This window comes from Dyella sp., assembly GCF_035685805.1.
Classification (GTDB): domain Bacteria; phylum Pseudomonadota; class Gammaproteobacteria; order Xanthomonadales; family Rhodanobacteraceae; genus Dyella_A.
The window spans coordinates 104,917-117,021 of the sequence record NZ_DASSAB010000035.1; the positions used below are offsets into that span (position 1 = coordinate 104,917).

Consider the following 12,105-nt stretch of genomic DNA (forward strand, 5'->3'; position numbering starts at 1 on the left):
GACTCAGAAACTCATGAAATACCCGCCGTTGACCGGCAAGTTGGCACCGGTGATGTAGCCGGCATCATCGGCAGCGAGGAAACCCACCGCCCGCGCGATATCCGCCGGCGAGCCGAGCCGCCCCACCGGGATATCGGCCACGATCTGCGCACGGACCTCCGGCGCGACCGCCGCGACCATCGGTGTGTCGCAATAGCCGGGCGACACGGTGTTCACGGTGACTCCCTTGCGCGCGGTTTCGCGCGCCAGCGCCATTGTGAAACCGTGCACCCCGGCCTTGGCGGCCGAATAATTGGTCTGCCCGAACTGGCCGGTCTGCCCGTTCACCGAGCTGAGATTGACGATGCGACCGAAGCCCCGCTGGGTCATCCCTTCGACCACCTGGCGGCAGGTGTTGAACATGCCGTCGAGGTTCACGCGCATCAGCTGGTGCCACTGTTCCGGCGACATCTTGCGCAGGCTGGCGTCGCGGGTGATGCCGGCGGCGTTGACGAGGATGTCGATGTCGCCGTGGCTCGCCTGTACCCGGTCGACCAGGGTGCGGCAGCTGTCGAAATCGCTCACGTCCACGGGGGCGAACGAGACGGCTCCGTCGAAGCTGGCCATGTCGGACAGGAACGCCTCGACGCGGTCCTCGCGGGCAGCCAGATCCACGGCGATCACGCGGCGCCCGTCGCGTGCCAGGTGACGGCATATCTCTGTGCCGAGACCACCGATGCCGCCAGTGACGACGGCCAGTCGCTTGCTCATGCTTGCTGGTCCTCAATGCCGCACGGCAGCACGTGCTGTGCTGCAGCGGTCAGCCCGGGAGAGGGCGGTCGGGACGGCGTGCGCGCGCCCCGGCGATTCAGGCTTTCTTGCCGCCGCGTGGCGGCGTGCCCGGGGGAGCGGCGGCCGGCTTGGTCTGGGAAGCAGCGTCGAGAAACCCGCGCTGCATCGATTTCCAGGCGTCCATGTTGCGCTCGGTAAGATCGTTCACCATCGACCAGGGCGTCTGGCCCATGAGGCTGTTCAGCTGGGTGCGGAACTGCTGCTGCTGATCGAGGAATACCTGCAGGCTGCGCTCCAGGTACGGGCCCATGAATCCCTGCAGCGAGTCGCCGTAGAAGCGGATGATGTGGCTGAGCAACTGCGGCGAAAGCATCGGCTGACCCTTCTCCTCGTGCTCGGAGATGATCTGCAGCAGCACCGAGCGCGTGAGGTCTTCGCCGCTCTTGGCGTCGCGAACCTCGAAGGTTTCGCCGTCCAGCACCAACTGCCGGATCTCTTCCAGCGTGATGTAGCTGGAGATTTCCGTGTCGTAGAGCCGACGGTTCGGATACTTCTTGATGATGCGGAGTGTTTGTGCCATGCGCTGCAACGTAGCAGAAGGTATTGCGGCGCACCAGCGCGATTGCTGCACCCTGCGGTGCAGCAAAATCGTCGGCCGTCCTTGCGCTCAGTGACCGACCCCGCCGCCTGCGCTGCCGAACGGGGGTTTGGCCAGCCACAGCACCGGGATCAGCAGCACGAAGAGCAGCGCACAGACCCAGAACACGTCGTTGACCGCCAGCGTGAGCGCCTCGCGGTTGAGCAGTCGGTCGACCACACCCAGGCTCTCCATGCGGGAGAAGCCGGCATGCGACAGCTGCTGCAGGAAGCCGGTGGCCGCTGGATGGCTGGGAGTGATCTGTTCGGTGAGTGTGGCGTGGTGGAACTCGCCGCGGTGCTGCCACAGCGTGACCGAGAGCGCCGTGGAGACGCTTGAGCCGAGTGTGCGACAGAAGTTGGCAAGGCCGGATGCGCTGGCGATCTCGGACGCTGGCAGGCCGGAAAGATAGACCTGGTTGAGCGGGATGAAGAAGCAGGGAATCGCGATACCCATCACGAAGCGCGGCAGCACCAGAGTGGAAAAGGAGGCGCCGCTGTCGAAGGTGGAAAACCAGTAGGAGGTGATGGCGAACATCACGAAGGCGAACGTCACCACGGCGCGCAGGTCAAGCCGGTGCATGTTCCTGCCCAGGATCGGGGCCACGATGAACGCCAGGATACCCACCGGAGCCGTGGCCAGGCCTGCCCAGGTCGCCGTGTATCCGAGCGTGGTCTGCAGCCACAGCGGGAAAACCACGTTGATGCCGAAGAACGCCATCATGCCCAGCGACAGCCCGACCACTCCGGCGGTGAAGTTCCGCTCGCGGAACAGCGACAGCTCCACCACCGGGTGCTTCGCATGCAGCTCCCACACGATCAGGAAGGTCAGGCAGACCAGCGCCACGATGCCCAGCGTGACGATCATTGGCGAGGAGAACCAGTCGTGGTCGTTGCCGTTGTCGAGCATGAACTGCAGCGCGCCGACGCCAACCACCAGCAGCACCAGTCCGATCACGTCGATCGGCGTGTTGAAGGTCTTCGTTTCGCGCTTGCGCAGCAACGTCCAGGTGATCGCCGCGGCGAGCAGTCCGACGGGCAGGTTGATGTAGAAGATCCACGGCCACGAGAAATTGTCGGTCAGCCAGCCGCCGAGGATCGGGCCGAAGATCGGCGCGACGACGACCGTCATGGCCCACAGCGCCAGCGCAATACCCTGCTTCTCTTTGGGATAGCTGGACAACAGCAGCGTCAGCGACAGCGCCACCATGGGACCGGAACCGGCGCCCTGCATCAGGCGGCCGATCACCAGCATCGGCATCGAGGTGGCCAGCCCGCAGAGCATCGAAAACACCACGAACAGCATCACCGACACCACGAAAGTCCGCACCTCGCCGAAGCGGCGCGCAAGCCAGCCCGTGAGCGGCTGCATGATGGCGCTGGCCAGTGCGTAGGAGCTGATCGTCCAGGTGCCTTCGCTCGGGCTGACGCCGAGGCTGCCCGCGATATGCGGCACGGCGACGTTGACGATCGTCATGTCCAGCACTTCCATGAACGTGCTGAAGGCAACGGCGATCGTCAACAGCACCAGCGCGCTGCCCTGCAGCGGCTTCAGCGGCGCGGCGTCATTCGGCGTGGCGGCCATGGGTCAGCTCACGGAGCGGTGGGCAGGTTGGCTTCGATGACACGGTCGGCTTCCGCGTCCGCCCGCGCGGCCATCTGGTCGTAGACGTCGGTCGAGGCCACCGGCTGGCTGGCGGGTGCCTGCGGCAGTACGGTGCCGCTGTCGTTGCTGATATCGACGGTGACGGTGGTCGACAGCCCTACGCGAAGCGGATGCTTGTCCAGCTCGGCGTCCTCCAGCGCGATGCGCACCGGCACGCGCTGAACCACCTTGATCCAGTTGCCTGTCGCGTTCTGCGCCGGCAGCAACGAAAACACGCTGCCGGTGCCTGCGCCGATGCCCACGACCTTCCCGTGGTACTCGGCGTCACCGCCGTAGATGTCCGCCTCCACCTTTGCTGGCTGCCCCAGCCGGATGTGCTGCAACTGGCTTTCCTTGAAGTTGGCATCCACCCAGAGGTCGTGCAGCGGCACGACGGTCATCAGTTGCTGTCCCGGTTGCACGCTGTTGCCCAGCTGCACGCTGCGTTGCGCGACAAATCCGGACACCGGGGCATAGATCGCGTTTCGCTGAGTCGCGACCCAGGCGGCGCGGAAATTTGCCCTTGCCTGCATCACGGCCGGATTCTTCGCTACGTCGGTCCCTTCGACGGCGGCGTTGGCCGCCGATGCCTGCGCTTTCGCGGCATCCAGCGCCGCCCTGGCCTGGGCGATGCCGTCGCGAAGGTGCTGAATGATCTCCGGCGACTCGGCGTGCGCGGCAACCAGCGGCAACCGCCGGCGCAGATCGGCCTGGAGCTTGTCCAGCTCGAGGCGGCGGGCCTGCACCTGCGCCTGGGCACCGGAGGCGCTCTCGGTCTGCTGGCGCACCCCGCGGACCGCCTGCGCAAGCGCGCTGCGCGCCTGCTGCAGGCGGACCTCGGCATCGGTGCTGTCGAGTTTGACGAGGACCTGGCCCGCCTTAACGCGCTGCGTGTCGTCGGCCATGATCGCCACCACCGTGCCGGGAACCTGGGCCGAGATCGCCACCTGGTTGCCGCCGACGTACGCATCGTCGGTCTTTTCCCGCTTGGACAAGACCAGCAGCCAGAGAAGGAACCATCCCGCTGCGGCCAGCACGAAGACACTTGCGACGATGAGCAAGGCGCGCCGGCGCTTGGCCGGGTTCTTGGCCGCCATGCCGCTGTCGTTGTCGTCAGACGACGCGTCTGGCTGATGGGAAGGCTCAGTCGCGCTCATGGGCATGGGCTCCGGCTTTTTCAGGTGAGGAAGAATCGGCGTACGCAGCAGGCTGAACGGGCGCGCGATAGCCACCGCCGAGCGCCTTGATCAGGGCCAGATCGGTCAATACCGCCTGCGCCCGCAACTGGGCCGCCATGTCGCGGCGCTGGATCAGCTGCGCACGCGCGGCCAGCGACTCGCGCGCGTCGCGCACACCCTGGCGCGCTCGCGCCAGCGCGGCATTGAGCACGCGCTGGTCGGCGGCAAGCTCGAGCGACTGCTGCGTTTGTCGTGCCTGCAGCATCTGGGCCGTCAGGGCCTGGGTGGAAACCTCGCGTGCGGCCTGCAGTACGGTGCGGTCGTACTGGGCGATGGCGCCGTCGAGCTGGGTCCGGCTGAGTCCATAGTTGGCCTTGAGCAGGCCACCATTGAAGATCGGCAGGTGCAGTGCCGGCGTAACGGCGAAGGTGCGGCTGCTCGCGGTGAACAACTCGCCCAGATCAATGCTCGACAGGCCGGCCAGCGCGGTGATGCTCAGGTCTGGAAAGAACTGCGCGCGAGCCGCGTCGGTCTTCTTCAGCGCCGCCTCCACCTGCCAGCGGGTGGCCGCGATATCCGGGCGGCGCGCAATGAGGTCCAGACTGGCACCCGCGGGCAGGCCGGCGTCGACGGCCGGCAACGGGCGCGGCGACAGGGGCGGCAGGCCCTCGGGCGCGACACCAACCAGCGAAGCCAGCGCGGCCAGGCGGATCTGCGTCGAGCCTGCGACCGCCGCACGTTGCTCGCGCGCCGCAGCCAGCTGAGCCTGGGCCCGATCGGAGTCATCCGGTAGATCCACGCCCTGACGTACCCGCAACGCCGCGATATCTGCGAGCTCCTGCTGCACCGCCACGACCTGATCGGCCAGCGCGAGCCGCGCCTGGTCCGCCTGCCAGCCGAAATAGGTTTCGGCCACCGCATACTGGATTGCCAGGGCTGCGGCACTGCGTTCCGCCTCGGCCGCACGCGCCTGATCCACCGCCGCTTCGACCAAAGCGCGCTGCTTGCCCCACCAGTCGAAGTCGTACTGCAGCTGCACGCCTAAGTCAGCCTGGTTGTACCAGGTGAATCCGAGAAAGCGGCTTGGGATGAGGCCGTGTTCGCTTAGTCGCTGACGCGCGACCTGGGCGCTGCCATTGATGTTGAGCCCGGCCTGTGCCGCCGCCGCCCGCACCGACTGCTCTGCACTCCCCAGGCGTGCGCGCGCCGCCGCAAGATCAGGTGCCTTGTCCGTGGCCATGGCAACGAGAGCATCGAGCTGTGGATCACGGTAAACCGCCCACCAGTCACTTCGCGGCCAGTCGGCGCTTGGTTGCGTCGGCAGCCCCGCGAGCGGAACGTCATCGCGCAGCGTGGGGTGGTCCACGGGTCGCGGCGGCATCGCGCAGGAGGCGAGGGCGCCCGCCATGGCGGCCACCATGATGGCCCGCCTGGCGCGACGGCCGGATGTCATCGAAGAATTCATCATGATCATCGGTTCATGCAGCTTCGGGGTCGTGCAGGTGGTCCAGATTCTTGGCCAGCTTGCGCAGCAGCCGGTCGAGATGGCGACGGTCGTGATCGCTGAAACCGGCGAACATCGCACTCACACGGGGAAACAGCGTCGGCAGCATTTTCTGCACGAAGCGCCGACCGGCGGCGGTGATGTGCACCTCGACCCGACGCCGGTCTTCCCGGCAAGGCGCCCGGACCACCAGCCCGCGATCGACCAGCGCATTGCCGATCCGCGTCATGTTGGTCGCCCCCTGGGAGGTGTATTCGCAAAGCTCGCCAGGCGTGGAACGCCCGTCCGGCCGGCTGTACAGAATCATCAGGGTGAGAAACTCGCTGTGGTTCAGCTTGTGCGGATGCAACGTGAGTTCGAGCTCCTCCTGCAGGCGGCCCCCGGTCATCAGCATCAACCGGCTCAGCCGGGCCTGCTCTGCCGGCATGCCGGGGAGCGTCGCGCCGAGCCGGCCGATGCCTTCGTCCATCATCTGGATGCACTTTCCCAGCGACGCCATTTCACCAGCTCATATTTCATTGATGAAATAAAACGATAGCAAGCTGCGTCGCCGGGCCGCAAGGCGTTTGTCCTACGTGGGCGTGCTTCGCTCGCGAAAACGGGTGAGCCGGAACACGCGCTCGACATTGGCCGTGGTGGCCTGCGCAATGCTTGCCTCGCTTTCCTGCCGTAGCGCCGCGATCTCGCGCACGGTGGTCGAGAGAAAGGCCGGTTCGTTACGTTCGCCGCGGTGGTCGACGCCTGGCTGGTCGGGCGCATCGCTCTCGAGCATCAGGAAATCGATCGGCATGGCCGAGACGATGCGGTGCAGACGTTGCGCGCGCGGGTAGGTGACCGGGCCGCCGAGGCCCAGGCAAAACCCCATGTCCATCAGTCGCTGAGCCTGTTGCTCGCTGCCGGAGAAACTGTGCACCACGCCCGTGGATCCGGGATGTCGACGAAGCGCGAGCAGCACCTCTTCGACCGCCCGCCGTGCGTGGATGATCACCGCCAGATCGCGCTCGCGGGCAATCGCCAGTTGGCGCTCGAAATAGCGATCCTGTGCCTTCCGGTCCAGCGCGGGATCGGAGAGGTCCAGGCCAATCTCCCCGACGGCCACCGCAGGCTGTTGATCGAGCCAACCCTCCAATGCCTGCAGATGTTCCAGGCGGTGGTGGGTGAGGAACATCGGGTGCAGCCCGAACGCCGGGAAGAGGTTCTTGTGAGCTCGTGCGATGCTGCCGATACGTGACCAGCTGGCGTGGTCGGTGGATGGAACGATCATGTCCCGCACCCCGACGCGCGCCGCGCGCTCGATCACTGCGTCGCGGTCCTCATCGAACCGTTCGTCGTCAAGGTGCACGTGGCTGTCAACGAGAAATGTCATGGGGCGGTTGCACTGTGACGCCGTGTGAACGGCGAGTGTGGAATCGTGACGCAGTAAACGCCGGATAACGTGACGAGCTAGGTCTTATTCAGTTACGGACGGCTTCAATAACGTCGTGAATGCGAAGGGGCGCAATTCGCGCTGCCTCGCGGGGGTTCTTAACGAGGAGAGTCATGATGAATCGGTTGATAGTCAACGTGCTTCAGGTGGGCATCGCAGCGGCACTGGCTTCCGGGTTGGCAGCATGCAACCGGGACGCCAGCGCGGATGTAGGCACGGCTGGCACCGCAAGTGAAGCGGCAACCGGCCCGAAGTACGCCAAGGTGGTCAGCGTCGATCCGGTGCGCAAGACGGTCAGCAACCCGCGGGAGGTCTGCCACGACGAAACCGTCACCCACACGACAGCTCCGAAAGACGAGCACCAGATCGCCGGCACCGCCATCGGTGCGGTCGTGGGCGGCGTGCTCGGCAACCAGATCGGTGGCGGCAAGGGCAAAACGCTGGCGACGGTCGCTGGGGCAGTCGGGGGTGGCTACGCCGGCAAGAAGATCGAGCAGAGCCGCCAGCATGCGAACACCACGTCTACCGTCGAGCGTCGTTGCTCCACTGTGAACGACACCAGCACCAAGCTGGTCGGGTACGACGTCCGATACGAATACAACGGCGTCACGCGCACCGTGAGAATGGATCATGACCCGGGAGACCGCGTTGAAGTCCAGGAAGGCGTGACCTCTGTTTCCGACGCGCGCTAAAGGAGTTTTTATGTCATTAGCTTCAGGCAAGATCATCGCAGCCTCTCTCGCACTCGCAGGCAGTCTTGCGCTGGCCGGATGCCAGACTGCTCCCTATGGCAACGACGGGGGCTACTCCCGCCCGGCTCCGGCTTACGGGTATGGCAATCAGAACTCGTCTCGTTGCAACAGCTGCGGTGTCGTCAAGGAAGTCCAGCAGGTCTACGTGGAGCACAAGAGCAACGGCACCTTGGGCGCGGTCATCGGCGCGGTTGCCGGCGGCGTCCTGGGGAACCAGGTAGGCAAAGGCGATGGCCGCAAGGCTGCCACCGTGGCCGGTGCGGTAGCCGGCGGCGTGGTCGGCAACCAGGTAGGCAAGCGAAGCGGTGGCGACGACGTGGCCTGGCGCGTGACTGTCAGGCTCGACAGCGGCCAGTACACGACCGTGACTCAGCAGGAAGATCCGCGCGTGCGTGAGGGTGACTATGTGGAAGTGCGCGGGGACCACGTCTACGCGCGCTGAGCGCGTGACGAACTTGTAGGACATCCGGACGTCCAAAAAAAAGCCCTCCGTATGGAGGGCTTTTTCTGTTCGTCATCACGGGCTCAGTTCACGGCGTAGAACTTGTGCTCGCCAATCGTGGTGCTTGTACGGTTGAGCGACCATGCCGGCGCAATGGCCACGGTGGCGAAGTGATCTGCATGCGGCACCACCAGTCGGCGTTCGGCGGTGGGCAGCTGCCAGTTGCTCATGGAATCGCCCGCCACCTTCCATGCGCGCTTGAACGCTTTCAGGTTGGTGATATCGAACGAACCGGGCGTGGTCGTCGTGGCGAACTGGTGGGGCGCGGTGACGACCTTGCATACCGTGTCGCCCCACTGTCCGCGCTCGCGCCGGCGAAGAGCTACCTCCGCCACCGCAAACTGCCCCATGGTGGGCTCGCTGCGCGCCTCCAGATACACCGTGGTGGCCAGGCAAGTCTGATCTGCCACGGGCTGGGGCAGCAGTGACGTCATCCACAACAGGAGAGAAAGTTTCATGGGTCTGCCTCCAACGTGCTGTACGCCGGGATCAGCAGATGCTGAGCCGAGCGCCGTTGCGGTGGACGGGCGGGCAGGCCGTTCCACCTGGATCAAAAGACACGAGGCCGAAACCGGGCCATGGTGCGTGCCGTTGCCACGGGATTGTGGCGTGTCACGCAAGTCCTGCAAGGAATTGCTGTGACGGTGTTGCGGGGAGGGAAGAACCTGCTTCCGCACCTTGTGCAACCGTTCCACCGGGCGAGTGGTGGTCATTCCTTCCAACCGTATTGCTGGTTGGGTCGCGCCGATCCGGAGCCTTCCGGTTCGTCGCGTGCATCAGTCCGTAGTAGATGGACTGCTCAAAAGTTTGGCGGAGCCTAGTGGCGGGTTTCGCACATCGCAAGTGCCTCGCCGCCGCAATTCACTGATCGCTCACGTTTCGCGCATGCGCACGTGCAGCGCATTTGACCGTAATCAATCGGGAAAAGAGGCAACAACGCAATAGGTCGCATTGTCGTGGCCGATCGTGCCGGAGGCATCTAGTGCTTCTAGCAGCGCGGACTCGCAGATTGCGAGCGCTTCGGTCGTTGCATCGACCTGCACCGACTGCAGAAGTTGCGAGCCGTGTTCGGCCATGCCGCTGTTTCCAGCGCCAGTCAACACTTGTTGTGTTGGCCGCCGCAGATGGCAAAGGCGACGCTTGTTGCCTCCGCGGTAATGCAAGCGCGCGACGATCTCCTGGCCCGGGTAGCACCCTTTGTCCAGCGCCACCGCGCCCAGGCGGTGCAGCGAAAGGGACGGCGCAAGAAACGTTCCCAGCGCTGCGTCCGGCAACCATGGCCAACCGGCGCGAAGCTGCGCGAGTTGCCATGCATTGTCATGGTCGTCAGGGCCTGTCTCGCCAGGTTCCATGGTCGCCAGTTGCAGCGCGTGATCGCCGCAGCCGAGGCGTATCAACCCGTCCGAGGCCCGAACCTCATGCAGTGGCATCGCAGCTCCGCCCCGGATGCGATACGAACTATCCGACCGCAACGTGAGCTTCAGCCGGAACACGTAACGTTGCAATTCCTGTCTCAACGTAACCGCGGCGCCCCCGCGCAGGATCAGGAGCCATCGGTCGCCTTCAAGCCGCGCCAGATGGAACAGCGCACGCACGCGCCCCTGCGGATTCAGCCACGCGCTGAACTGCCACTGGCCCGGTACGAGGGAGTGCACGTCGCTGGCGAATTGCCCCTGCGCGAAAGTCGCTGCATCGGGCCCCTCCAGCAAAAGTGTCTCGGCGAAGGCGGCGTGGAAGGTGTCGGACATAGCCGAAGAACGTGGGGGCAGGGCTGCCGCGGGACAAGCTGCGGCACTTCATCAGGTTGTACGGGTCACCCACAAAGGTTACGCTTGTTCAGGTAAATAAAAACCATGTCCGATACCCACTCCCCCTCCGAATCAAGCCCGACCACCGCCCCCGTGCGGCGGCCCGTGCCACCTGCAGATGCGCCGGTGGCACCGACGAAGGACGAGCGTCCTGCGCCCGATCCCACGCGCTACGGCGACTGGGAGAAAAACGGTCGCTGCATCGACTTCTGAGCGGGCCGTGCCAGCCCCCGCGCTGGTGAAGCGAAGCGAAGGGATGAGTGGCTGGGACACCAGCGATTCCATATCAGGATAGCCGCCATGGCAGATACGCGACGACCGCTTTCTCCGCACCTCCAGGTCTATAAGTGGCAGGTGCAGATGCTCACCTCCATCCTGCACCGCGCCACTGGCATCGCTCTGGCGGTCGGCACGGCAGTGATTGTCTGGGGCGTGATTGCGCTTGCCGCGGGTGCGGACGCCTATGCGCAGTTTGCCGCTTGCGCCGGCAGCCCATTGGGCCTGATCGCGCTGTTCGGATGGACGTGGGCTTTCAATTACCACCTGTGCAACGGCATCCGCCATCTCGTGCAGGACGCCGGCCTGGGTTACGAGATCCCGCAGTTCGTGCGCGCTAGCTGGTTGTCGATCATCGGCAGCGTGGTGTTGACCCTGCTCGTGTGGGGCTATGTGTTGAGCGTGGGAGGTGTGGCATGAGCGCGAAGGACCTGCAGCATCCGCTGAAGCGCGCCCGCGGCCTGGGCTCGGCCCAGTCGGGTGTCGGCCACTGGTGGAACGAACGCGTGACGTCGGTGGCGCTGGTGGCGCTGGGTGTCTGGTTCGTGGTGCTGGTGTTGCGGCTGATGCACGCTGACTACGCTGCCGCGCACGCGCTGATGGCGCGCCCGTGGAACGCCGTGCTGATGATCTGCTTTTTGCTGGTCACGTTCTGGCACACCGCGCTGGGGCTTCAGGTGGTGATCGAAGACTACGTGCACACCCGCTGGAAGGAAGTGTCCTTGCTGATGCTGGTGAAGTTTTTCGCGGTGCTGGGCGCGCTCGCGAGCGTGCTGGCCGTGCTGCGCATCGTTTTGGGAGCCTGACGTTCGATGGAAAGCTACAAGATCCAACAGCACAAGTACGACGTGATCGTGGTCGGCGCCGGCGGCGCCGGCCTGCGGGCCACGTTCGGTCTCGCAGAGAAGGGCCTCAAGGCCGCCTGCATCACCAAAGTGTTCCCGACCCGCTCGCATACGGTCGCGGCGCAGGGCGGCATTTCCGCCGCGCTGGGCAATATGGGCGAGGATGACTGGCGCTTCCATTTCTACGACACGATCAAAGGTTCGGACTGGCTGGGCGACCAGGACGCCATCGAGTACATGTGCCGCGAGGCGATCCCCGCGATCATCGAGCTGGAGCACTACGGGGTCCCGTTTTCTCGCACGGCGGAGGGCAAGATCTACCAGCGTCCGTTCGGCGGCATGACCACGCATTACGGCAAGGGCACCGCGCAGCGCACCTGCGCCGCGGCCGACCGCACCGGCCACGCAATTTTGCATACGCTGTACCAGCAGGCGCTGGCGCACGACGCCACGTTCTTCATCGAATACTTCGCGATCGACCTGATCTTCGACGAAGCAGGCGTCTGCCGCGGCGTGCTGGCGCTGGACATGAACGAGGGCACCTTGCACTTCTTCCGCGGCCAGGCCGTGGTGCTGGCTACCGGCGGCTACGGTCGCGCCTACTTCAGCGCCACCTCGGCGCATACCTGCACCGGCGACGGCGGCGGCATGGTGCTGCGCGCAGGCCTCGCGCTGCAGGACATGGAGTTCGTGCAGTTCCATCCCACCGGCATCTACGGTTCGGGCTGCCTGATCACCGAAGGCGTGCGTGGCGAAGGTGGT

15 protein-coding genes are annotated in these 12,105 nt (G+C 65.3%); 6 read left to right on the forward strand and 9 right to left on the reverse strand.

Annotated elements, in window-relative coordinates; translation table 11 throughout:
• Positions 1–3: 3 nt before the first annotated feature.
• The 7 genes from phbB to VFG40_RS09405 form a co-directional block, all read right to left on the reverse strand.
• A complete protein-coding gene (gene phbB, locus VFG40_RS09375; RefSeq protein WP_324897077.1) occupies positions 4–750 on the reverse strand; it encodes an acetoacetyl-CoA reductase in 747 nt (248 codons plus the stop codon).
• Between the two features lie 97 nt (positions 751–847).
• The gene (phaR, locus tag VFG40_RS09380; protein WP_324897078.1) at positions 848–1,351 is read right to left on the reverse strand and encodes a polyhydroxyalkanoate synthesis repressor PhaR; all 504 of its coding nucleotides are present in this window, start codon (positions 1,349–1,351) and stop codon (positions 848–850) included.
• 87 nt (positions 1,352–1,438) lie between these two features.
• On the reverse strand, positions 1,439–2,992 hold the full coding sequence (locus tag VFG40_RS09385; protein WP_324897079.1) for a DHA2 family efflux MFS transporter permease subunit: 1,554 nt from the start codon (positions 2,990–2,992) through the stop codon (positions 1,439–1,441).
• An 8-nt stretch (positions 2,993–3,000) separates the two neighbouring features.
• Positions 3,001–4,209, reverse strand: a complete 1,209-nt coding sequence (locus VFG40_RS09390; RefSeq protein ID WP_324897080.1) for an HlyD family secretion protein — start codon at positions 4,207–4,209, stop codon at positions 3,001–3,003.
• Positions 4,196–5,704, reverse strand: coding sequence for an efflux transporter outer membrane subunit (locus tag VFG40_RS09395; RefSeq protein WP_324897081.1), 1,509 nt, complete (start codon positions 5,702–5,704; stop codon positions 4,196–4,198). Before VFG40_RS09395 ends, VFG40_RS09390 begins: the two co-directional genes overlap by 14 nt.
• Positions 5,705–5,708: 4 nt before the next feature.
• Entirely contained in the window at positions 5,709–6,203 is a 495-nt protein-coding gene (locus VFG40_RS09400) for a MarR family winged helix-turn-helix transcriptional regulator (protein WP_414649277.1), read from the reverse strand.
• Positions 6,204–6,305: 102 nt separating this feature from the next.
• Complete coding sequence (locus VFG40_RS09405) at positions 6,306–7,100, reverse strand: TatD family hydrolase (protein WP_324897083.1); 795 nt, start codon at positions 7,098–7,100, stop codon at positions 6,306–6,308.
• A 176-nt stretch (positions 7,101–7,276) separates the two neighbouring features.
• Here VFG40_RS09405 and VFG40_RS09410 point away from each other — a divergent pair, with 176 nt between their 5' ends.
• Entirely contained in the window at positions 7,277–7,852 is a 576-nt protein-coding gene (locus VFG40_RS09410; RefSeq protein ID WP_324897099.1) for a glycine zipper 2TM domain-containing protein, read from the forward strand.
• A 10-nt stretch (positions 7,853–7,862) separates the two neighbouring features.
• Positions 7,863–8,354, forward strand: a complete 492-nt coding sequence (locus VFG40_RS09415) for an outer membrane lipoprotein (protein ID WP_324897084.1) — start codon at positions 7,863–7,865, stop codon at positions 8,352–8,354.
• 83 nt (positions 8,355–8,437) lie between these two features.
• Here VFG40_RS09415 and VFG40_RS09420 read toward each other — a convergent pair whose 3' ends face one another.
• Both VFG40_RS09420 and ygfZ read right to left on the reverse strand, forming a co-directional pair.
• Entirely contained in the window at positions 8,438–8,872 is a 435-nt protein-coding gene (locus tag VFG40_RS09420) for a cell wall hydrolase (RefSeq protein WP_324897085.1), read from the reverse strand.
• Positions 8,873–9,328: 456 nt separating this feature from the next.
• Positions 9,329–10,162 carry a CAF17-like 4Fe-4S cluster assembly/insertion protein YgfZ gene (gene ygfZ / locus VFG40_RS09425; protein WP_324897086.1) on the reverse strand — a complete coding sequence of 278 codons (834 nt, stop codon included), beginning with the start codon at positions 10,160–10,162 and terminating at the stop codon, positions 9,329–9,331.
• 105 nt (positions 10,163–10,267) lie between these two features.
• Here ygfZ and VFG40_RS09430 point away from each other — a divergent pair, with 105 nt between their 5' ends.
• The 4 genes from VFG40_RS09430 to VFG40_RS09445 all read left to right on the forward strand — a co-directional run.
• Positions 10,268–10,435: a DUF1674 domain-containing protein gene (locus VFG40_RS09430; RefSeq protein ID WP_324897087.1), complete on the forward strand. Its 168-nt coding sequence runs from the start codon at positions 10,268–10,270 to the stop codon at positions 10,433–10,435.
• 87 nt (positions 10,436–10,522) lie between these two features.
• Positions 10,523–10,918, forward strand: coding sequence for a succinate dehydrogenase, cytochrome b556 subunit (gene sdhC / locus VFG40_RS09435; RefSeq protein ID WP_324897088.1), 396 nt, complete (start codon positions 10,523–10,525; stop codon positions 10,916–10,918).
• On the forward strand, positions 10,915–11,304 hold the full coding sequence (gene sdhD / locus VFG40_RS09440) for a succinate dehydrogenase, hydrophobic membrane anchor protein (protein ID WP_324897089.1): 390 nt from the start codon (positions 10,915–10,917) through the stop codon (positions 11,302–11,304). Before sdhC ends, sdhD begins: the two co-directional genes overlap by 4 nt.
• Before the next feature lie 6 nt (positions 11,305–11,310).
• Positions 11,311–12,105 (forward strand): FAD-binding protein (locus VFG40_RS09445; protein WP_324897090.1); only part of this gene is annotated, 795 nt, incomplete at its 3' end.

Coding starts and splice junctions, on each gene's coding strand:
- phbB (WP_324897077.1), bottom strand. CDS start 750: ATGAGCAAGCGACTGGCCGTCGTCACTGGCGGCATCGGTGGTCTCGGC.
- phaR (WP_324897078.1), bottom strand. CDS start 1,351: ATGGCACAAACACTCCGCATCATCAAGAAGTATCCGAACCGTCGGCTC.
- VFG40_RS09385 (WP_324897079.1), bottom strand. CDS start 2,992: ATGGCCGCCACGCCGAATGACGCCGCGCCGCTGAAGCCGCTGCAGGGC.
- VFG40_RS09390 (WP_324897080.1), bottom strand. CDS start 4,209: ATGAGCGCGACTGAGCCTTCCCATCAGCCAGACGCGTCGTCTGACGAC.
- VFG40_RS09395 (WP_324897081.1), bottom strand. CDS start 5,704: ATGATCATGATGAATTCTTCGATGACATCCGGCCGTCGCGCCAGGCGG.
- VFG40_RS09400 (WP_414649277.1), bottom strand. CDS start 6,203: ATGGACGAAGGCATCGGCCGGCTCGGCGCGACGCTCCCCGGCATGCCG.
- VFG40_RS09405 (WP_324897083.1), bottom strand. CDS start 7,100: ATGACATTTCTCGTTGACAGCCACGTGCACCTTGACGACGAACGGTTC.
- VFG40_RS09410 (WP_324897099.1), top strand. CDS start 7,277: ATGAATCGGTTGATAGTCAACGTGCTTCAGGTGGGCATCGCAGCGGCA.
- VFG40_RS09415 (WP_324897084.1), top strand. CDS start 7,863: ATGTCATTAGCTTCAGGCAAGATCATCGCAGCCTCTCTCGCACTCGCA.
- VFG40_RS09420 (WP_324897085.1), bottom strand. CDS start 8,872: ATGAAACTTTCTCTCCTGTTGTGGATGACGTCACTGCTGCCCCAGCCC.
- ygfZ (WP_324897086.1), bottom strand. CDS start 10,162: ATGTCCGACACCTTCCACGCCGCCTTCGCCGAGACACTTTTGCTGGAG.
- VFG40_RS09430 (WP_324897087.1), top strand. CDS start 10,268: ATGTCCGATACCCACTCCCCCTCCGAATCAAGCCCGACCACCGCCCCC.
- sdhC (WP_324897088.1), top strand. CDS start 10,523: ATGGCAGATACGCGACGACCGCTTTCTCCGCACCTCCAGGTCTATAAG.
- sdhD (WP_324897089.1), top strand. CDS start 10,915: ATGAGCGCGAAGGACCTGCAGCATCCGCTGAAGCGCGCCCGCGGCCTG.